The organism is Caenibius sp. WL (assembly GCF_019803445.1).
Classification (GTDB): Bacteria; Pseudomonadota; Alphaproteobacteria; order Sphingomonadales; family Sphingomonadaceae; genus Caenibius.
The window spans coordinates 2,974,935-2,993,649 of record NZ_CP081844.1; the positions used below are offsets into that span (position 1 = coordinate 2,974,935).

Below are 18,715 nucleotides of genomic sequence, written 5' to 3' on the forward strand. Positions count from 1 at the left end.
GAGACAAAGGCCATGCCTGACATCATGCAGACGCCTGAGCAGATCGCTGAGGGGCTGAGCGAGCGCGAACGCCGCACAATGACAGATCACCAGCGGATGCTTTGGCGCGATGACGTTGAAGGCATCTGCCCAACGCCCGATAGCTGTTTCGAATATGGCGTACTTGTCCGGTGTGGCCCCTGCGCGATCCAACAGGCCAGACAGTTCGGCATCGAACCATATCAACCGGCCGCCAACTTGCCGGAAGTCAATCGTTTGCGCCGGAAGCTGGATGCGATCCGCGAAATTCTCATCACAAAGGAGGCCCGCCGTGGCTGACGACAACAACGTGCTCGTGCGGGAGCTTGAACGGGCTGAACGCGAATTGTTTGACGCCCGCGCATCCAGACTGTCATCCACATTCCATGGTCGAGAACGGACACAGGCGGCCCTACGCGAAGTCGAACGCCTCCGGGGAGAGTTAGCCGCCCTCCGCACCCCAGCGCCTGCCCCTGTGGGTGGTGATGTGGTGGGATTGCAGGCACTCGTGCATGAGAGCCTCTTTCACCTGCGCCTGGATGCTGGGGCGAAGGCTTACCACGATAAGGCGCTCACCGCCCTCCAATCCCCTCCCGCGCCCGAGCAAGATGCGGTGGAGCGGGCGGCGTTCATCATCGCGCAAAAACTTACTCCCCCTCAGTCGGGTGAGATTCTCCGGATGCCGAAACACGGGATGGATACACTATCCGGTCGCGACGGGTCGATCTCTTACACGTGGGATTTTGCTGAAAAGTGCCGCGATATTGCCCGCGCCGCCCTCGCAGCGATGCCGCCGAAGGTGCCGTTTCAGCATCGCGTTGGCGACTGGATGAAGCAGTGCTTCACGCCTGAAATCGTAGCTGGCAAGTTGGAGCGTTCTGACCGGTTCATCGAAGAAGCCTTGGAACTGGTACAGGCTTGTGGGTACGACGCAGCCCGCGCCCATGCGCTTGTCGATTACGTTTTCAGCAGGCCGGTAGGCGAACCATCGCAGGAAGTTGGCGGCGTCATGGTTACGCTGGCCGCGCTCTGCAATCCGCACGGTCTGGACATGGAGCAGGCAGCGGAAACCGAACTGGCCCGCATCCTTCAACCGGTGGTCATTGAGAAAATTCGTGCCAAGCAGGCCAGCAAGCCCACTGGCAGCGCACTGCCTATTCCGGTGGCGAAGGTGGAGGCTCCCGCAGCGGATGAGGTTCGGGAGTTGGTGGAGGCGGCGTATCGCGAAGGCCACCAGCGCGGCCGTATCGATGGTTCCTATCTCGAAGAGGACCACGACTGGTCAAACAGCGATGCCATTGCCATGCTCCAACGCCTCTCCCACCCGACAGCAGATGCCGTGACGGTGGAGCGGGAACGGTGCGCGAAGATCGCGGATAGGTTTGCCGTTCGCCATATCCCTGGCGATCACTCGTATGGCCGAATGGTCGCCGCCGAAGACATTGCCGCCGCCAGCCGGTCGGGAGGCGCGCATGGTTCTTCATAAGGGCAAGCAGGTTCAAATGCGCAGCATTGGCGCAGTGAGGAACACAACCCTCTGCGGCCGTATGAACCGGAATAGCGTCGATGGGATGAATATCGCTGACAGCGATGCTGAAGTGACATGCAAGTTCTGCCGCAAGATGATGGAGGCGTCAGCCATCCGTTCGGGAGGCGCGTCATGAGCGATTTCGACTTCTCCGGCATGCAAGAGCGCATTCGTTCTACGCGGAGCGCCCGCAAAATGTCACTGGATGATGTGGCTAGTGCATCGGGCTTCACCAAGAGCCACGTGTGGGAACTTGAGCAAGGCCGCAGCCGGAACCCAACCGTAAAGGCTGTGTGGGGCTTGTCTCGCGCATTAGGCGTCTCCCCCGCTTATCTGCTTGGTCTTGATCCACAGGAATCGGCAATCGATCCACTCGCGCTCGAAATCGCTGTTCTGATAGATCGCCGCATCCGAGGAGCCGAAATTGAACGGCTGAGAGAGGCGCTGGTCTGGGCTGACCTGAAAATCCGGTCGTTCCCTCGCGCTGACCAAAGTGATGTCGAACCTATCCGCCAAGCCCTCAAAGGAACAGGAGCCGATCATGGTTGAGAACACGAGCGCTCCCATGCGCGTGCAGCTTTCCCGTAAGAAGGGCTGGAAGATGCCGCCCAATACAGTGAGCGTGGCGAGGCCCACAAAATGGGGCAATCCGTTTACGCCATTCGGCTGCGCTGAAGCAGGCTATATTGGCACGGCAGACGAGCTTCGCGAGCGGTGTGCTGGCGCGTTTCGCGTATGGCTCGCCACGCCCTACTGGCGTAACAATTGGGATGGCGAAGAATCTGCCGCTGCCCGCGCCAAGATGCTGGACGAGTTGCCCGAACTGCGCGGAAAGAACCTCGCGTGCTGGTGCCCGCTGGACAAGCATTGTCACGCCGATGTCCTGCTCGAACTGTCTAACGCCGACGCCCTCCTAGCCGAGCGGCAGAAAGGCGGTGACGCGTGAGCAGGTACGCCGAAAACACGTCCGTATCGGTCTCCAACAGCAAGGCCGAAATTGAACGACTGATCGAGCGCTATGGCGCATCCGGCTTCATGTCGGGCTGGGATGCTACCCGCGCCGTGATCGCGTTCGCGATGAACGAGCGGCAGGTCAAGTTTGTGCTGCCGATGCCAGCGCGCGATGAAAAGCGGTTCACGCACCATAGCCGAGGCATGCGCACAGCGGACGCGGCGCTAAAGGAATGGGAGCAGGCCTGCCGCCAACGGTGGCGGGCGCTGGCGCTGGTGATCAAAGCCAAGATGGAAGCCATCGAAAGCGGGATCAGCGAGTTTGACGACGAATTCATGGCGCACATCGTCCTGCCGAACGGTCGCACAGTCAGCGAAGAAGCTAAGCCGCGCATCGCGCATGCATACAAGACTAGGGAAATGCCCGCGCTGCTACCTGATTATTCGGGGGATTCCACATGACCAAAGCAGACCTCATTGCGCTCGCAGAACGGTGCGAAGCCCTGCGCGGTTACAGCAACGAAATTGATGTGCTGGCTGAACTAGCGCTGTTCAAGCCCGATGATGATTACGTCAGTGTCCGCGCCAACCATGCAGGAACCAAGGTGGTTTACACCACGGCATCTGGACATGATCAAACCTATTGGGCGCCAGATCACACGATCAGCAACGCAGCCCGTCAGAAGACATCCGCCTCTCTCAGGGCTATCGCAGAGGAGATGGACGGATGACGGCGCACGTTCGCTTCAAACAGGCCGATGTGAAGCGCGCGGCGGCAGGCACTATCGCTGCAGGTCTCCCCATCGCCAAAATCGAGATAGACCCCAACGGGAAAATCGTCATTATTACCGGATCGCCCAAATCAGCATCGGAAGTGAATGAATGGGCCGACCTCGAATGAATAATGTTCTGCCCAAATTCGCCAGCGCGTTCAAAGACCGCCATGGCCGAGAACGCGTGCGTCTGCGTCGTACAGGATGGCAAACGGCCTACGTTTCAGAGGTGCCCGGGACTGCTGAATTTACGCAGATCTATAAGGAGTGGCTGGAAAACGGCAGGATAGAGGCCGCTGAGGCAAAGACCGTGCCCGGCACTTTCGACGATCTGATCTCCCGCTTCTATCAGAGCGCATACTTCAAAGACACCAAGCCACAGACGCAACGGATCTACAGGGGCGAATTGGAGCGGTTTCGAGCGACATATGGGAACCGTACGGTTGCAGGCATGAATGCGAAGCACGTCGCCAATCTGATGACGAAGATGCAGGCGACGCCCTCAGCGGCCAACAACCTGAAAAAGCGCCTCGGCCAACTGTTCGATTTCGCCATCCTCATGGGAATGCGCAACGATAATCCTGCCCGTGTGGTGCGCGGGGTGAAGTCGCGCACTGGTGGTTATCAGACATGGCAAGAGGAGCATATTGCGGCGTTCCAGGCGCGTTGGCCTATCGGCACACAGGAGCGGCTTGCTTTCGATCTGGCGCTTTATACCGGCCAGCGCAAAAGCGATGTCTGTCGCATGGGCCCGCAGCATGTCGAGAAGGGACGCATCCGAATCACGCAGGTGAAAACCAGCAAGGAGCTTCGCATTCCGATCCATCCTGATTTGGCAAAAAGCATCGCAGCCACTCCAAGTGGGCACCTCGCCTACATCGTCACCAGACTGGGCGTGCCTCGGACCCGCAATGGCTTCGGCAATTGGTTTGGCGATGCGTGCCGAGCGTCGGGCTTGCAGGGCTATTCAATGCACGGGCTGCGGAAGGCTTGCGCCCGACGCTTGGCTGAATTGGGTCTATCAAATCAGTTGATCAAATCGATTACCGGGCATTCCAGTGACGCCGAAGTGGCGCGATATACGCGCGATGCGGAACAGGTGCGACTGGCCGATACAGCCATGGGTTTGGCTACCCAATACAAAACCGATTTGGCTAACCGCCAAGAAGATGTTGATTAGAAAACAATAATTTTTAAGGTGGCGCGCCCTACAGGAGTCGAACCTGTGACCTCAGGATTAGAAGTCCCGTGCTCTATCCAGCTGAGCTAAGGGCGCGCTGGCCGAATGGCCGGGGGTGCCATAGCGTGCTTTTCCTGCGTGGCAAATCACTATAGGCAGTTGCGCCATGGAGCATGAACCGAAACGGATCGAAGGCCGGGAAGGCGCGCGACGGCAATTTCGCTATTACGATCTCGTCATGGCGGCGTTCGTGGCCATTCTGCTGCTGTCCAATATCATCGGCGCGTCCAAGCCCAGCTTCATCACGCTGCCCAACGGCATGGAATGGTCGTTCGGTGCCGGGGTGTTGTTCTTTCCGATCAGCTACATCATCGGGGACGTGCTGACCGAAGTCTATGGCTATGCCCACGCCCGCCGGGTGATCTGGACCGGTTTCGCCGCGCTGACTTTCATGGCTTTCATGGCCTGGGTGGTGGTGTCCCTGCCGCCCGCGAAGGATTGGCCGGGACAGGAAGCGTACGAATTCGTCTTCGGCAACAGTTGGCGCATCGTCGTGGCGTCGATTTTCGCCTTCTGGGTGGGGGAATTCGCTAATTCCTATGTCCTTGCCCGGATGAAAGTGTGGACGGGCGGCAAATACCTGTGGACCCGCACCATCGGTTCCACCGTGATCGGGCAAGGGTTCGACAGTCTGATCTTCTATCCGCTCGCTTTCTACGGGCTGGCCGGATGGCCCCCGGAACAACTCATGCAGGTCGTCATTTCGCAGTGGCTGATCAAGACCGGATGGGAAGTGCTGCTGACCCCGCTGACCTACGTCGTCGTCGGCTGGCTGAAAGACCGCGAAGGGGTCGACGTGTTCGACAGCGACACCGATTTTTCACCTTTCGCCTCCACGCGTTGATCGCGTTTGGCCATGGCGCTCGACCGCATCACTCTGTCGCGATTCCGCAATCATGGCGAAAGCAGACTGGACGGGACAGCCCATTTCAATCTGCTGATCGGTGAAAACGGCGCCGGCAAGACGAACGTGCTGGAAGCTCTCTCGCTGCTCGCCCCCGGCCGGGGGCTGCGCCGCGCGGCGCTGACCGATATCCCTCAGAAGCAGGCCGGTGGCGGCCCGGCAAGCGGCTTTGCCATCAGCGCCCGGCTGGATAGCGGAGATGGCGGCGAGCCCGTACTGATCGGCACCGGGACGCGCGAAGATCGCCTGACGCGCCGCCTCGTCCAGATCAACGGCGCCGACAGCAGCGCCATGGCGCTGGGCGAATGGCTGGCGGTCAGTTGGCTGACCCCGGCGATGGACGGGCTGTTCACCGACAGCGCGGGCGCGCGGCGGCGGTATATGGACCGGCTCGCCCTCGCGCTCGATCCCGCGCATGCCCGCCATGCCTCACGCTACGAAGCGGCGCTGCGCGAACGCAACCGGCTGCTCGACAGCGACAGCGAACCCGATCCGCAATGGCTCGACGCGGTCGAGGCCGGTCTTGCCCAGCATGGGGCCGCGCTGGCGGCTGGCCGGGCGCGGCTGGTGGAACGCCTGATGGGGGAACTGGCAGCCTTGCCCGATCAGCCTTTCGCCCGCCCCGCCCTGGACTATGCGGCGAACGCCCCTGACAGCGAACAGGCGCTGGCCATGGAACTGCGCAGCCAGCGCCCCCGCGACCGCGCCGCGCGGCGCACGCTGAACGGGCCGCATCGCGATGATCTCACCGTCATGATGGCGGGCAAGGATATCCCGGCCGCGTATTGCTCCACCGGGGAACAGAAAGCGATGCTGATCGCGATCACACTGGCCCATGCCGGGCTGGCGGCGCGCGGGCGGCCCGGGGTGCTGCTGCTGGATGAAGTCGCCGCCCATCTCGACCCGGTGCGGCGCGAGGCCCTGTTCGAGCGGTTGCGGCTGGGCGCGGCGCAAGTGTGGATGACGGGGACGGAGCGGGCCCCGTTCGCAACCATTGCCACCGATCTCGCCGTCTGGCGCGTCAGCGGCGGAAAAGTGGAACGGACGGGCTGAACGCCCGCCCGCTCTCGATCATTCAGGCGAAGACCGCCGCGTTGGCCGGGTCCTTCGGGTCCGGGCCGAAACGGTTGGGGCCCGGCGTACCGGGCAGAACCATCAGCACCAGCAGCGCGATGGAGGCAAGCGTGCCGACAATCGGAATCATGCTGGCCACGATAATCCCGAGATACCACCAGCCGGACATATCGCGATCATGCAGGCGGCGGACGACCACCGCGATCGACGGGACGAGGAACACCGCCATATAACCGAGCGCCACGATCCCCAGGACGATCATGAAGAAAACCGGCGGGGTGGAACCCTGAAAGCTGCCCGTGGCATAGCCGATGGCACCCAGCACAATCGCAAGGCCGGCCACCACCAGCACGTTGAACAGCGTGAACATCCAATATTCCATGCGCCGCGAACGGCCGGAAAAGTCCGCATACCGCTTCAGCGGCAGAAGCATCCATTCCATGTAAAGTCCCCTCGGATACGGCACGAACGGGTCGTGGCCGAACAAACGTCTAAGCGAAAAACGCTCGGCGAATGTTGATTTCATGCCGCGTAAACGCTTCCCGGTAAACAAAAAAGGGAGGCTGCCCCAGCCTCCCTTTCGTAAAGTTGCCTTGGCGCGGATGCTACCACTTGAAGCGGGCGGACGCGCCATAAGTGCGCGGCTGGTTCGGATAGGCCGAAATCGCCAGCGGCTGCGCCACGGAATCGAAGATCCGGTTGAAGTACCGGTCATCGAGCAGATTGCGCCCCCAGATCGACAGTTCCAGCCCGTTGCGCATCGCATAGGTAAGCGAGGCATCGACTTCATCGACCTGGCGCTTGAAATGGCTCGCCGCCTCGATCGCGGGCTTGTAATCGACAGGATTGCCCGCCGTATCGCGCGCGATGAAGCCGGGCAGGCCTTCCACCGCCCAAGAGCGCGATTCATAGTGATAGGAACCGCGCAGGATCAGGCGATCCCCGTTGCCCAGATCCTGATCCCACTGCGCGCTGAACGTGGTCGACCACCGGGGGATTTCCGGCGGGCGGCGGCCCGACTGATCGCCCACGGCCGACGCCACGAAACTGTTGTACTTGGGGTCGAGCCAGGTGATCGCCACGCCCAGCGTCAGTGGCGGGATCGGGCGGGCGGTGCCTTCGAATTCCACGCCATAGGTCGATTGCTTGCCCGCATTGGCGAGCGCAAAGCCCGTCCCCAGGAAGATGTTCGACTGGAAGCCCTTGATCTCCTGATAGAACACCGCGAGATTGACCGAATAGGTGCGCCAGTTGCCCTTGGCGCCCAATTCGATGACCCGCGATTTTTCCGGATCGGCCACGCGCGAACCGTACTGGAGATTGGGCACCAGCAGCCCCGCCCCCGCCAGCCCGCTCGCCGCCGAAAGCGGCGGTCGGCTGTCGCGCGAGAGATTGACCGAGCTTGCTTTGAAGCCTGTCGCATAGCTGGCATAGATATTCACGTGATCGCTGGCATCGTAGGCCAGCCGCACGGTATAGCTGAAATTGCTGTCGCTGGTCTTTCCGTCTTCCGCCGCGTTGGGCAGGTTGACGAACGGCGGGAACAACTGGAGCGTGCGCAGCCCGCCCAGCGGATTGGCCCGCGGATTGTTCATGTTCGCCGTGGCATAGGCCGCGGCCTGCGCTGCGGCGAGGCCGCTGTTCAGCGCCCCCTGATAGATCAGGTTGTAACGCAGCGGCGCATATTGCGCGGCATCGAAATCAATGGCCGAAAACGGATCGTAGGAGGTGACATCGGTGGCGAACTTCTTCTTGTCGCGGGTGTAATTGCCCCCCAACGTCAGCGTCAGCCGCTTGGCCAGTTCGATATCCATCTGCCCGAAGACGGAGAAGGATTCGTTGCGCAGCGCCATATCGATGTTCTGGCCCGTGCCCGCGCGGAAGAATTTGCCGATATATTGCCCGGGGTTGCCATCCATCGCGCCGAACGCCCCTTCGAGCGTGGCGAGATTGAGCGCCCCCCCGCTGCGCCCCTGAATCAGGAGATTGGCATAGGGGCGGAACTGGTCATCGAGATAAAGCTCGCCGTGCTGGCGGAACTTCTCGTTCAGATAGAACACGCCGAACAGCGCACTGATCGAATCGGTGATATCGCCGGTGACGCGGAATTCCTGGCTGAAGCTGCGCAGCCACTTGTCTTCCAGATTGGAGGACAGCAGCCGGGCGGAAGTAAAATCGGAATCCTGGTCGTTCACCGCGTTGGTGCGGCGCAGAGCGGTGATCGACGTGAGCGTGAACGGCCCCGTGTCATAATCGATCTGCGCCGAAACGCCGAAGTTCTCGATCTTGTTGGTCGAGGGGAAATTGCCGTAAATCCGGTCCTTGAACGCATCCTTGGGATTGTTGACCATCCCGCCGACGAGAGGCGACATGAGCGCGGCGGTGGCGCCGGAGCTTTGGATATTGACCACAGCGCAGCAGTTCTCGTCGATCTTGTCGTAATCCCCGATCAGGCGGATTTTCAGCGCATCGTTCGGCTCGAACAGCGCCTGCCCGCGCACGAACCAGCGGTTGCGCTCGTTCGTGCGGGTATCGCTGCCCAGATCCTTCACATAGCCGTCGCGCTTGTTCACCCCGGCAGCGAGGCTCAGCGCCAGCGCGTCGCTCACCGGACCGGTGACATAGCCTTTCAGCACCCGGGCATCGAAGTTGCCGTAGGATGCTTCGACCGAGCCTTGGAACGTGTGCTGCGGTTCGCGGGTGACGATGGAAATCACGCCCGCCGATGCGTTCTTGCCGAACAGCGTCGATTGCGGCCCACGCAGGACCTCGACCCGCTGGATATCCGGGAAATCGCTGATCTGCGAGGCCGTGCGCGAACGGAACACGCCATCGACGAACACGCCCACCGACGGTTCGATACCGACGTTGTTGGAGCCGTTGCCGAAGCCGCGAATGAAGAAGTTCGTCGCCTGCGAGCCTTGCAATTGGACCACGCGCAGCGACGGCACCACACTGACCAGATCGCTGACATCGCGAATGTGAGCGCGTTCCATGGTTTCCGCCGTGGTCACGCTGACCGCAACAGGCACATCCTGCAGCGTCTTTTCGCGCTTGGTCGCGGTGACGATGATCGCATTGCCATCGCTTTCGGCAAAAGTTGTGCTCCCGGCATCCTGCGCGGCGGCGAAGCCCGGCAGGACGAGAGCAGTGGCCCCTGCCCCCGCCAGAATGGCGGTGCGTGAGCGGCGAAGTCGACCCGATGTGCCGTTATCCTGCATGGTATCCCTCATAAATCTCGGCGTTCCGCCGAAAGTGCGAGATCCCGTTTGTCTGATTTTGTCGGGTTGCCGCTCGCACTCCAGCGGGATTGGACCATCGTCTATCCCAAGAGAGTGTTTTTTTGGTTAACGCGCACCTAGCGTTGCCGGAAACCCACAGGCGGCGCCGCTCTCGGGCCCGCAATCGCCCCCCGGTTTGCAATCCGCTTGCCGCATGGGCCGACATGGTATAGATGGCCGCCGTTCGCGGGTGCAGCATGCTTGGCATCGTCGGTCCCGCCCCCAACAACCGAAAGCACCGAGCCCACGCATGTCCGTAGAGAACCTGCGCAATATCGCGATCATTGCCCACGTCGACCATGGCAAGACCACGCTGGTCGACCAACTTTTCCGCCAATCCGGCACGTTCCGGGACAACCAGCGCGTGGAAGAACGCGCCATGGATTCCAACGATCTGGAAAAGGAACGCGGGATCACCATCCTGGCGAAGCCGACTTCGATCGAATGGAACGGCACCCGTATCAACATCATCGACACCCCCGGCCACGCCGACTTCGGCGCTGAAGTGGAACGCATCCTCTCGATGGTCGATGGGGTGATCCTGCTGGTCGACAGCGCCGAAGGCGCGATGCCGCAGACCAAGTTCGTCACCGGCAAGGCACTGGCTCTCGGCCTGCGCCCGATCGTGGTGGTCAACAAGATCGACCGCCCCGACGGCCGCCCGCAGGAAGTGCTGGACGAAGTGTTCGATCTCTTCGTCAATCTCGACGCCAATGACGAACAGCTCGATTTCCCCGTGCTCTATGCCTCGGGCCGCAACGGCTACGCCGGGGTCGATCAGGAAGTGCGCGAAGGCGATCTGACTCCGCTGTTCCAGAAGATCGTGGACCATGTTCCGGCCCCCGGCCTCGACACTTCGGGCCCGTTCTCGTTCCTCGCCACGCTGCTGGACCGCGACAATTTCATGGGCCGCGTGCTGACTGGCCGCGTGCAGTCGGGCACGCTCAAGCTCAACGATCCGATTCACGCGCTCGATGCCGATGGCAACGTGCTCGAAGTCGGCCGTGCGACCAAGCTGCTGTCGTTCCGCGGGCTGGAACGCGTACCGGTGGAAAGCGCGCAGGCGGGCGATATCATCGCCCTGGCGGGGCTTGAAAAGGCCACCGTCGCCAACACTATCGCCGATCCTTCCGTGCGCGAGCCGATTTCGGCCCAGCCGATCGATCCGCCGACGCTCGCCATGCGCTTCGCCGTCAACGACAGCCCGCTGGCCGGCCGTGAAGGCGACAAGGTGACCAGCCGCATGATCCGCGACCGCCTGATGCGCGAATCGGAAACCAATGTCGCCATCCGCATCACCGAAAGCGCCGACAAGGATAGCTTCGAAGTGGCGGGCCGCGGCGAATTGCAGCTCGGCGTGCTGATCGAAACCATGCGCCGCGAAGGCTTCGAACTGGGCATTTCGCGTCCCCGCGTGATTTTCGATACCGACGAGAACGGCCAGCGCACCGAACCGTTCGAAACCGTCGTGATCGACGTGGACGATGAACATTCGGGCACCGTTGTCGAGAAGATGCAGCGCCGTAAGGCCGAACTGACCGAGATGCGCCCGTCCGGCCAGGGCAAGACCCGCATCACCTTCTCCGCCCCTTCGCGCGGGCTGATCGGCTATCACGGTGAATTCCTGTCCGACACGCGCGGCACTGGGATTATGAACCGCCTGTTCGAGAAATACGCACCGCACAAGGGCGTGATCGAAGGCCGGATCAACGGCGTGCTGATTTCCAACTGCGCGGGCGAAGCCGTCGGCTACGCGCTCAACGCGCTGGAAGATCGCGGCATCCTGTTCGTGAAGCCGCAGGACAAGGTCTATGAAGGCATGGTGATCGGCGAGAACGCCAAGCCCGACGATCTGGAAGTGAACCCGCTCAAGTCCAAGCAGCTCACCAACTTCCGTTCGACCGGCAAGGACGATGCGATCCGCCTGACTCCGCCCACGATCATGAGCCTCGAACAGGCCATCGCCTATATCGATGACGATGAAATGGTCGAAGTGACGCCGCAATCGATCCGCCTGCGCAAGGCGATCCTGTGCCCACACGAACGCAAGAAGGCCAAGCGCAAGGAAGCCGCCTGATTTTCAGGCCGGTGCGGGATCGGGCTTATCGAAGCCGGTCCCGCGCTGGCCCACAGGCTTTGCGGCGGTTCAATCGTCCAGCGCAAAGCCGATTTTCAGCGTCACCTGATACTGGATGGCGCCGTTATCATCGACAAAGCCGCGCGCGGCGGCCATTTCGAACCAGCGAACTTTGCGGATCGTGTCCCGGGCCCGATCGAGCGCGGCCTTGACCGCCCCATCGATACCTTCGTTGGAGGTGCCGACGATTTCCACCAGTTTGAAGACGTGGTTTTCCATTTCGATCTCCTTTGCCGATTCAACCCGCCCGATGGTCAAGGCTACCTCTTGCCGGGTTTTCTCACAAGCTGAATGACTTACGCGGCATTGCTCCATGCGTTCCCGCTGGGCCGTCCCGGCGGGCCCCCCACGCCCCCGATGCGCGGCCGGTGCATTTTCGTCCCCAGCTCGCTACGGCAATTCTCTCGCCAAGCGGCTTCTGCATGCTTATGGGCCAAGGCGTGATGGAGATTTCGCAACTTCGGATTGCCCTGTTCAGCGGGAACTACAATTATGTCCGCGATGGGGCGAACCAGGCGCTCAACCGGTTGGTCGATTATCTGCTGCGGCAGGGCGCGCAGGTGCGCGTCTATGCCCCGGTGGTGGAAAATCCGGCGTTCGAACCCACGGGCACGCTGATCCCGATCCCCTCCATGGCGATCCCCAATCGCAAGGAATACCGTTTCCCGCTCGGCCTTTCGTCGCGGGCCCGCCGCGATCTGGAAGCTTTCGCGCCCAATGTGTTGCACGTGTCGTCCCCCGATATCACCGCGCACCGCGCCGTTTCCTGGGCGCGCGGGCGCCATCTGCCTATTCTCGCATCGGTGCATACCCGTTTCGAAACCTACATGCGGTATTACGGGCTGGGCTTCACCGAGCCGCTGATCGAAGCGATCATGCGCCGGTTCTACCGCCGCTGCGATGCCGTGGTCGCCCCTTCGGAAAGCATGGCCGAAGTGCTGCGCAAGGAACGGATGGGCTTCGATATTTCGATCTGGTCGCGCGGGGTCGATCGCGCGATCTTCCATCCCGCTCGGCGCGATCCCGCCTGGCGGCACGCGTTCGGGATTGCCGATGATGAAGTGGTGATCGGCTTCCTCGGCCGCCTGGTGATGGAAAAGGGGCTCGACGTCTTTTCCGACACCATGGACGAACTGCGGCGGCACGGGGTGCCGCACAGGGTGCTGGTGGTGGGCGATGGCCCGGCCCGGAACTGGCTCACCAACCGCCTGCCCGGCACCGCTTTCGCCGGTTTCCAGAGCGGGGCCGATCTCGGCCGCGCGGTCGCCAGCATGGATGTGCTGTTCAACCCTTCCACCACGGAAACTTTCGGCAATGTCACGCTGGAAGCCATGGCCTGCGGCCTGCCGGTGGTTGCGGCGGCGGCGACCGGCAGCGAAAGCCTGGTCGACGATGGCATATCCGGCCGCCTGATCACTCCCGGGGCGATCCACCAGTTCGCCCAGGCCCTGCGCGCCTATATCGAACAGCCGGAATTGCGCCTCCGCCATGGGCAAGCGGGCGAAGCGCGCAGCCGTGATTTCGATTGGGACAAGATCAACCACACCGTGGCCGAAACCTATCTGCGGCTCGTCCGCCAACGGCAGGGCCATGGCTGATCTCTTCGGAGACGATACACCCCCCACCCCCGCACGGGACGAACCGCGCGACGATGCGCCGCTGGCCGATCGCCTGCGCCCCCGCGCTCTCACCGACATTATCGGGCAAGAGCATCTGACCGGTCCGGAAGGGGCCATCGGCCGCATGGTGGCCGCCGGCCGCCTGTCCAGCATGATCCTGTGGGGGCCGCCCGGCACCGGCAAGACCAGCATCGCCCGCCTGCTGGCCGATGCCGTGGGGATGCGCTATGTCGCGGTCAGCGCGGTCTTTTCGGGTGTGGCCGATCTCAAGAAAGCCTTTGCCGAAGCGGAACTGGCGGGCAAGGCGGGCCAGCGTACCCTGCTGTTCGTGGACGAAATCCACCGCTTCAACCGCGCGCAGCAAGATGGTTTCCTGCCCTTCGTCGAACGCGGCACAGTCACTCTGGTCGGCGCGACGACCGAAAATCCCAGCTTTGCTCTCAACGCCGCCCTGCTCAGCCGGGCGCAGGTGCTGATCCTGCACCGGCTCGACGCCGCGGCCCTGTCCGTTCTGCTGGATCGGGCCGAAGCGCTCGAAGGGCCCCTGCCTCTCACCGGGGCCGCGCGCGAGGCGCTGATCGCCTCGGCGGACGGGGATGGCCGTTTCCTGCTCAATCAGGCGGAAACGCTCTATGCCGCGCGCATTCCCGAACCGCTCGACCCGGCGGGGCTCGGCAAGTTCCTGCAACGCCGGGTCGCCGTGTATGACAAGGATCGGGACGGACACTACAACCTGATTTCGGCCCTCCACAAAAGCCTGCGCGGTTCCGACCCTCAGGCTGCGCTCTACTATCTCGCGCGCATGCTCACCGCCGGGGAAGAACCGCTCTACGTGCTGCGCCGCCTGACCCGGTTCGCCAGCGAGGATATCGGGCTGGCCGATCCGCAGGCGCTGGTCCAGTGCCTTGCGGCCAAGGACGCTTACGAATTCCTCGGCAGCCCGGAAGGCGAGCTCGCCATTGCGCAAGCCTGCCTCTATTGCGCCGTGGCCCCCAAATCGAACGCCGCCTACGCCGCGCAGAAGGCGGCATGGGCCAGCGCGAAGGAAACCGGCAGCCTGATGCCACCCAGCAATATCCTCAACGCGCCGACCAAGCTGATGAAGGACATCGGCTATGGCGCGGGCTACACATACGATCACGATGCCGAAGAGGGATTTTCGGGCGACAATTACTGGCCCGAAGACATGGCGCCGCAAAGCTATTATCACCCGGTGGAGCGCGGGTTCGAACGGCAGGTGATCGAGCGCATCGCCTACTGGAACCGCCTACGCGAAAAGCGGCAAGGATAGCCGCCGATGCATCCGGGTCGGTTTCGCCACTTCGCGGCCATCGACTGGTCGGGCGCCGCCGGGGAGCGCCAGCGCGGTATCGCCCTTGCCCTCTGCGATGCGGAAGGCGGCCCCCCGCGCCTTGTCCGCCCCGGCCATATCTGGTCGCGCGAGGAGATTCTCGGCTGGCTGCAACACGATCTGCCCGCCGACACGCTGGTCGGGCTCGATCTGGGCATTGCGCTGCCGTTCAGGGATCGGGGGGCCTTCTTCCCGGGCTGGGAGGAAAGCCCGCCCGATGCGCGCAGCCTGTGGGCGCTGATAGACGGCCTGTGCGCACAAGAGCCCCATCTCGCCGCCAGCCATTTCGTCGATCATCCGGAGGCCAGCCGCCATTTCCGCCGCCACGGCGGGCGCGAAGGCGACCTGTTCGGCGGCGGACGCGGGCGTTTGCGCATAACCGAACACGCGCAGCAGGCGGCAGGGTGCAAACCCTATAGCAATTTCAATCTGGTGGGTGCGGCGCAGGTCGGCAAATCGAGCCTTACCGGTATGCGGGTGCTCCATCAGCTTGGCGGTGCCCTGCCTGTCTGGCCGGTCGATCCGTTGCCGGAAACCGGCTCTGCAATCGTCGAAATCTACACCGCGCTCGCCGCGATAGCAGCGGGCCGGTCCGCCCAGAAATCGAAGATGCGCACCCGCGCCGACCTCAATGCCGCGCTGATCGCGCTCGGCAGCCCGCCTTTCCACGGCCGGATCGCGATGTCCGATCACGCCGCCGACGCCCTTCTGACCGCCGCCTGGCTCCGCATCGCCGCCCCGCGCCCCGAATTGTGGCGCCCAAAATCGATGACCGACGAAATTGCCCGCACAGAGGGCTGGACCTTCGGCGCAGTTTGAAGCAAGGGAACCTTGCACACCGCGCTGCACAAGGGCCGGCTTAGCTCAGTTGGTAGAGCACCTGATTTGTAATCAGGGGGTCAGGGGTTCGAGGCCTCTAGCCGGCACCAAAAACCCCATATTTTGCAAGGGTTTGTGCAGAAGAAAACTTAATAAGCGCGCTTACATTCCAACATCGGGCCGGGGAACGGCGGACCGATTCACTTACTTACGGGCGGTTCATCCTGCGCTTTGCCCTCCGGCGGCCAGCCCGCAACGCGCATCGCACCAGCTGTTCTGATCCGGCCGCTGCTGAAGCAATCCCTTCTATTCCGCTTCGTCATCCATGTCCTCCTCGCCGTCGAATGCATCCATATCGATTTTTCCTGACCGCAACATTTCCTTCTGTTTCGAAACCAAATCCGGCACATCGCGGGGGACCACATCGGCGATGGCAGCGTTATGGCCGGGCTCGGTCTTATCAACCAAATCGGGATTCAGCGCATCCTGCGCTACATCCTGTGCTTGCGTGCCGTCTTCATTCTGTTCGGAGTTCTCTCGATCCGGGTCATTGAAATCGCTTTGGGATTTCCGCTGGCCTTGCGGGTGCCGCTGACGCTTGTCCTGCTCGCTTCGATTGGTCATATCCATGCTCCGCTATCCCCGTCATACTTCAGACGCCCATTCCCACGGTGTGTTCCCCACATCGCGCAGGTCGGAGCAGCATCGTTCCGGAAGGGATCAGCCAGGCAGGTGAGCGCGCAGCTTTTCTTCGAAAAACTTTGCGAAGCCTTGCTGGTCAGGCCCGATACCGGTCAGGACGATATGCGTGAAACCCGCATCGATATATTTCCGGATCGCTTCCATATGGATGTCGGGGTCGGGGCCTGCCGGAATCTTGTCCGCCAGATCATCTGGCCGAACATATTGGCTCGCCGCTTCAAACCCCTTCACCGCGGGAATTTCGCTGTTCACGGACCAGTCGAATGCGGAAAAGCGGAAGCGCTCATGCGCGAGCTTGCGTCCTTCCTCGACGCTCGGCGCATAAGCGAGCGTGATTTCGCCATAGCGCGGCCCGTTTTTCGAGAAGCCCTCTGCCAGCTCGGCATCCGGCTGTGTCGCCATGATGCCATCTGCCTTTTCATTCGCCAGCGCGAGGGAATGCGATCCGCTCACCCCGACGATCACCGGAATGGCATCCGAAGGACAGTCATAGAGTTGAGCGTGATCGAGAACGAAGTATTCGCCCCGGTGATTGTGCACTTCGCCATCCCAAAGCAGATGAAAAATGTCGATCGCCTCGGCCAGCATCGCGTGCCGCTCCGGGATTGAGGGCCAGCGCGCGCCGGTGACATGCTCGTTCAGCCGCTCACCCGCCCCCACGGCCAGACTGAAGCGATTGTCGCTCATGATCGCAACGGTCGCTGCCGCCTGCGCGATGATAGCAGGATGATAGCGAATGATCGGGCAGGTCAGACCGGTGGTGATTCCGATGCGCGAGGTTGCATGCGCGATCGCGCCAAGCACGCTCCATGCGAAAGGGGAGTGGCCCTGCGCTTCGAGCCAGGGATGAAAATGATCCGAGATCGACACGAAATCGAACCCGGCCTGCTCCGCCCTTACGGCATTTTCGACCAAGGCCTTGGGACCGTGCTCCTCGGTCATCAGCTTGTATCCATATTTTGCCATCGTTTGCGCCTATTTCTGTCCCGCCAACCATCTGACGCAGAAAAGACCGACTCGTTCCGTGACGCGGGAGCGTCGCGACGATCTGCTGGATTGGCGGGATGATCTCCCTCAGCATCGCTTGAGCAGACGGCCAGTTACCGATGGGATCGGGGGGTAGCGCACCAATTGCGCGCTGCCCGCGGAACAGTCTTGCGGGCAGAGCATTGGGAAGAAGGGATCGGCTCTGAAGGAGCTACCTGATGAAGATTGCCCAAGTCGCACCACTTGCTGAAAGCGTGCCGCCAAAGTTGTATGGCGGAACCGAACGCGTGGCCTCGTGGTTGACGGAAGAACTTGTTAGCCGCGGCCATGACGTAACGCTTTTCGCCAGCGGCGATTCCCGTACAAGTGCCCGCCTGATTTCCGTTACCGACCGGGCTTTGCGGCTAGACCCGACGATTGTGGAGCCTCTGGGTTATCAGATGATGATGCTGGAGGAAGTGCGGAAACACGCCGACGAATTCGATATCATCCATTTTCATCTGGAATTGCTGCATGCCCCTCTGGCCCGCAGCTTGCGCGTGCCTTCGGTCACCACTCTGCATGGCCGGCTGGATCTGCCTGATCTTGCCCCCTTCTATCGAGCTTTCGCAGAACTGCCGCTCGTATCGATTTCCGATTCCCAACGCCTTCCGATGCCGCCGGTCAACTGGGCCGCAACGATTTATCATGGCATGCCGGGCGACCTGCTGCGCCCCGGCCTTCAATCTCATGCCGGGGATTACCTGGCGTTTCTCGGCCGGATTTCACCGGAGAAGCGGCCCGACCGTGCGATAGAGATTGCCGCGAGAGTGGGGATCAAGCTCAAGATCGCCGCAAAAATCGACGACGTGGACAAGCGGTATTGGAATGAGGCGATTGCCCCATTGATCGCCCGACATGGCGATCTGGTGGAATTTATCGGGGAAATCGGCGACAGACAGAAGGCCGATTTCCTCGGGAATGCGCGCGCCTTGATCTTCCCGATCGACTGGCCTGAACCGTTCGGCCTGGTCATGATCGAAGCAATGGCCTGTGGAACGCCCGTCATCGCCTTTCGCCACGGATCGGTTCCGGAAATTATCGATCACGGCGTCTCGGGCTACGTGGTGGACGACGTGGCCGGCGCCGTCCACGCGGTAGGGCGTCTCGACAGTTTATCCCGCGCGGAAGTGCGCAAATGCTTCGACCGGCGGTTCACCGTCGAACGGATGGTTGACGATTATCTGCGCCTTTATCGCCAACTCGCGGACAAAAGACCGATCGCGCTGAAAAGCGCCCTGCATCTGCACGATCCTGCTATGATGATCGAATCCAAGATTGCCTGAAGGAGA

At 61.9% G+C, this 18,715-nt stretch carries 20 protein-coding genes and 2 tRNA genes; 16 read left to right on the top strand and 6 right to left on the bottom strand.

Translation table 11 applies throughout. The features are described from left to right. Nucleotides 1-12 precede the first annotated feature (12 nt). The 8 genes from K5X80_RS14305 to K5X80_RS14340 all read left to right on the top strand — a co-directional run bounded on the left by K5X80_RS14305 (nt 13) and on the right by K5X80_RS14340 (nt 4,450). Nucleotides 13-318 carry a hypothetical protein gene (locus tag K5X80_RS14305; protein ID WP_222558384.1) on the top strand — a complete coding sequence of 102 codons (306 nt, stop codon included), beginning with the start codon at nt 13-15 and terminating at the stop codon, nt 316-318. Then, nucleotides 311-1,504, top strand: a complete 1,194-nt coding sequence (locus K5X80_RS14310; protein ID WP_222558385.1) for a hypothetical protein — start codon at nt 311-313, stop codon at nt 1,502-1,504. The genes K5X80_RS14305 and K5X80_RS14310 overlap by 8 nt, the downstream gene beginning before the upstream one ends. Before the next feature lie 174 nt (nt 1,505-1,678). Continuing rightward, nucleotides 1,679-2,095 carry a helix-turn-helix domain-containing protein gene (locus tag K5X80_RS14315; RefSeq protein WP_222558386.1) on the top strand — a complete coding sequence of 139 codons (417 nt, stop codon included), beginning with the start codon at nt 1,679-1,681 and terminating at the stop codon, nt 2,093-2,095. Beyond that, entirely contained in the window at nt 2,088-2,492 is a 405-nt protein-coding gene (locus tag K5X80_RS14320) for a DUF4326 domain-containing protein (RefSeq protein ID WP_222558387.1), read from the top strand. Before K5X80_RS14315 ends, K5X80_RS14320 begins: the two co-directional genes overlap by 8 nt. Continuing rightward, nucleotides 2,489-2,959 carry a hypothetical protein gene (locus K5X80_RS14325; protein ID WP_222557403.1) on the top strand — a complete coding sequence of 157 codons (471 nt, stop codon included), beginning with the start codon at nt 2,489-2,491 and terminating at the stop codon, nt 2,957-2,959. The genes K5X80_RS14320 and K5X80_RS14325 overlap by 4 nt, the downstream gene beginning before the upstream one ends. Next, nucleotides 2,956-3,228, top strand: coding sequence for a hypothetical protein (locus K5X80_RS14330; protein WP_222558388.1), 273 nt, complete (start codon nt 2,956-2,958; stop codon nt 3,226-3,228). The genes K5X80_RS14325 and K5X80_RS14330 overlap by 4 nt, the downstream gene beginning before the upstream one ends. Continuing rightward, nucleotides 3,225-3,398, top strand: coding sequence for a hypothetical protein (locus K5X80_RS14335; protein WP_222558389.1), 174 nt, complete (start codon nt 3,225-3,227; stop codon nt 3,396-3,398). Before K5X80_RS14330 ends, K5X80_RS14335 begins: the two co-directional genes overlap by 4 nt. After that, the gene (locus K5X80_RS14340) at nt 3,395-4,450 is read left to right on the top strand and encodes a tyrosine-type recombinase/integrase (protein WP_222558390.1); all 1,056 of its coding nucleotides are present in this window, start codon (nt 3,395-3,397) and stop codon (nt 4,448-4,450) included. Before K5X80_RS14335 ends, K5X80_RS14340 begins: the two co-directional genes overlap by 4 nt. A 19-nt stretch (nt 4,451-4,469) precedes the next feature. Here the strand turns inward: K5X80_RS14340 and K5X80_RS14345 are convergent. Then, a tRNA-Arg gene (locus K5X80_RS14345) sits at nt 4,470-4,546 on the bottom strand. A gap of 70 nt (nt 4,547-4,616) precedes the next feature. On the opposite strand from K5X80_RS14345, the gene K5X80_RS14350 reads away from it, so the two are divergent. Both K5X80_RS14350 and recF read left to right on the top strand, forming a co-directional pair. Further along, nucleotides 4,617-5,354 carry a queuosine precursor transporter gene (locus K5X80_RS14350; protein WP_222558391.1) on the top strand — a complete coding sequence of 246 codons (738 nt, stop codon included), beginning with the start codon at nt 4,617-4,619 and terminating at the stop codon, nt 5,352-5,354. A 12-nt stretch (nt 5,355-5,366) separates the two neighbouring features. After that, a complete protein-coding gene (gene recF / locus K5X80_RS14355) occupies nt 5,367-6,467 on the top strand; it encodes a DNA replication/repair protein RecF (protein ID WP_222558392.1) in 1,101 nt (366 codons plus the stop codon). Nucleotides 6,468-6,489: 22 nt separating this feature from the next. On the opposite strand, the gene K5X80_RS14360 is transcribed toward recF, so the two are convergent. Beyond that, nucleotides 6,490-6,930, bottom strand: coding sequence for a DUF805 domain-containing protein (locus tag K5X80_RS14360; protein ID WP_222558393.1), 441 nt, complete (start codon nt 6,928-6,930; stop codon nt 6,490-6,492). Nucleotides 6,931-7,093: 163 nt separating this feature from the next. Then, complete coding sequence (locus K5X80_RS14365) at nt 7,094-9,721, bottom strand: TonB-dependent receptor (protein WP_222558394.1); 2,628 nt, start codon at nt 9,719-9,721, stop codon at nt 7,094-7,096. 298 nt (nt 9,722-10,019) lie between these two features. Here K5X80_RS14365 and typA point away from each other — a divergent pair, with 298 nt between their 5' ends. Continuing rightward, nucleotides 10,020-11,846, top strand: a complete 1,827-nt coding sequence (typA, locus tag K5X80_RS14370) for a translational GTPase TypA (RefSeq protein ID WP_222558395.1) — start codon at nt 10,020-10,022, stop codon at nt 11,844-11,846. Nucleotides 11,847-11,915: 69 nt separating this feature from the next. Here typA and K5X80_RS14375 read toward each other — a convergent pair whose 3' ends face one another. Continuing rightward, on the bottom strand, nt 11,916-12,125 hold the full coding sequence (locus K5X80_RS14375; RefSeq protein ID WP_222558396.1) for a dodecin: 210 nt from the start codon (nt 12,123-12,125) through the stop codon (nt 11,916-11,918). A gap of 224 nt (nt 12,126-12,349) precedes the next feature. Between K5X80_RS14375 and K5X80_RS14380 the strand changes: the two genes are divergently transcribed. The 4 genes from K5X80_RS14380 (at nt 12,350) to K5X80_RS14395 (ending at nt 15,805) form a co-directional block, all read left to right on the top strand. After that, nucleotides 12,350-13,504, top strand: a complete 1,155-nt coding sequence (locus K5X80_RS14380) for a glycosyltransferase family 4 protein (protein ID WP_261390718.1) — start codon at nt 12,350-12,352, stop codon at nt 13,502-13,504. After that, nucleotides 13,497-14,816 (top strand): replication-associated recombination protein A, encoded by a 1,320-nt coding sequence (locus tag K5X80_RS14385; RefSeq protein WP_222558398.1) that lies wholly within the window; start codon nt 13,497-13,499, stop codon nt 14,814-14,816. The genes K5X80_RS14380 and K5X80_RS14385 overlap by 8 nt, the downstream gene beginning before the upstream one ends. A gap of 6 nt (nt 14,817-14,822) precedes the next feature. Next, entirely contained in the window at nt 14,823-15,695 is an 873-nt protein-coding gene (locus K5X80_RS14390) for a hypothetical protein (protein ID WP_222558399.1), read from the top strand. Nucleotides 15,696-15,729: 34 nt separating this feature from the next. Further along, nucleotides 15,730-15,805, top strand: a tRNA-Thr gene (locus K5X80_RS14395). A gap of 196 nt (nt 15,806-16,001) precedes the next feature. Here the strand turns inward: K5X80_RS14395 and K5X80_RS14400 are convergent. Next, entirely contained in the window at nt 16,002-16,325 is a 324-nt protein-coding gene (locus K5X80_RS14400; RefSeq protein WP_222558400.1) for a hypothetical protein, read from the bottom strand. A 90-nt stretch (nt 16,326-16,415) separates the two neighbouring features. After that, nucleotides 16,416-17,363, bottom strand: coding sequence for a TIGR03557 family F420-dependent LLM class oxidoreductase (locus K5X80_RS14405; RefSeq protein WP_222558401.1), 948 nt, complete (start codon nt 17,361-17,363; stop codon nt 16,416-16,418). A gap of 239 nt (nt 17,364-17,602) precedes the next feature. Between K5X80_RS14405 and K5X80_RS14410 the strand changes: the two genes are divergently transcribed. Beyond that, a complete protein-coding gene (locus K5X80_RS14410) occupies nt 17,603-18,709 on the top strand; it encodes a glycosyltransferase family 4 protein (RefSeq protein WP_222558402.1) in 1,107 nt (368 codons plus the stop codon). Nucleotides 18,710-18,715 lie beyond the last annotated feature (6 nt).

Excerpts from the sequence above, each read along its gene's own strand:
- K5X80_RS14305 (WP_222558384.1), top strand. The coding sequence starts at position 13 with ATGCCTGACATCATGCAGACGCCTGAGCAGATCGCTGAGGGGCTGAGC.
- K5X80_RS14315 (WP_222558386.1), top strand. The coding sequence starts at position 1,679 with ATGAGCGATTTCGACTTCTCCGGCATGCAAGAGCGCATTCGTTCTACG.
- K5X80_RS14320 (WP_222558387.1), top strand. The coding sequence starts at position 2,088 with ATGGTTGAGAACACGAGCGCTCCCATGCGCGTGCAGCTTTCCCGTAAG.
- K5X80_RS14330 (WP_222558388.1), top strand. The coding sequence starts at position 2,956 with ATGACCAAAGCAGACCTCATTGCGCTCGCAGAACGGTGCGAAGCCCTG.
- K5X80_RS14335 (WP_222558389.1), top strand. The coding sequence starts at position 3,225 with ATGACGGCGCACGTTCGCTTCAAACAGGCCGATGTGAAGCGCGCGGCG.
- K5X80_RS14340 (WP_222558390.1), top strand. The coding sequence starts at position 3,395 with ATGAATAATGTTCTGCCCAAATTCGCCAGCGCGTTCAAAGACCGCCAT.
- K5X80_RS14350 (WP_222558391.1), top strand. The coding sequence starts at position 4,617 with ATGGAGCATGAACCGAAACGGATCGAAGGCCGGGAAGGCGCGCGACGG.
- recF (WP_222558392.1), top strand. The coding sequence starts at position 5,367 with ATGGCGCTCGACCGCATCACTCTGTCGCGATTCCGCAATCATGGCGAA.
- K5X80_RS14360 (WP_222558393.1), bottom strand. The coding sequence starts at position 6,930 with ATGGAATGGATGCTTCTGCCGCTGAAGCGGTATGCGGACTTTTCCGGC.
- K5X80_RS14365 (WP_222558394.1), bottom strand. The coding sequence starts at position 9,721 with ATGAGGGATACCATGCAGGATAACGGCACATCGGGTCGACTTCGCCGC.
- typA (WP_222558395.1), top strand. The coding sequence starts at position 10,020 with ATGTCCGTAGAGAACCTGCGCAATATCGCGATCATTGCCCACGTCGAC.
- K5X80_RS14375 (WP_222558396.1), bottom strand. The coding sequence starts at position 12,125 with ATGGAAAACCACGTCTTCAAACTGGTGGAAATCGTCGGCACCTCCAAC.
- K5X80_RS14380 (WP_261390718.1), top strand. The coding sequence starts at position 12,350 with ATGGAGATTTCGCAACTTCGGATTGCCCTGTTCAGCGGGAACTACAAT.
- K5X80_RS14385 (WP_222558398.1), top strand. The coding sequence starts at position 13,497 with ATGGCTGATCTCTTCGGAGACGATACACCCCCCACCCCCGCACGGGAC.
- K5X80_RS14390 (WP_222558399.1), top strand. The coding sequence starts at position 14,823 with ATGCATCCGGGTCGGTTTCGCCACTTCGCGGCCATCGACTGGTCGGGC.
- K5X80_RS14400 (WP_222558400.1), bottom strand. The coding sequence starts at position 16,325 with ATGGATATGACCAATCGAAGCGAGCAGGACAAGCGTCAGCGGCACCCG.
- K5X80_RS14405 (WP_222558401.1), bottom strand. The coding sequence starts at position 17,363 with ATGGCAAAATATGGATACAAGCTGATGACCGAGGAGCACGGTCCCAAG.
- K5X80_RS14410 (WP_222558402.1), top strand. The coding sequence starts at position 17,603 with ATGAAGATTGCCCAAGTCGCACCACTTGCTGAAAGCGTGCCGCCAAAG.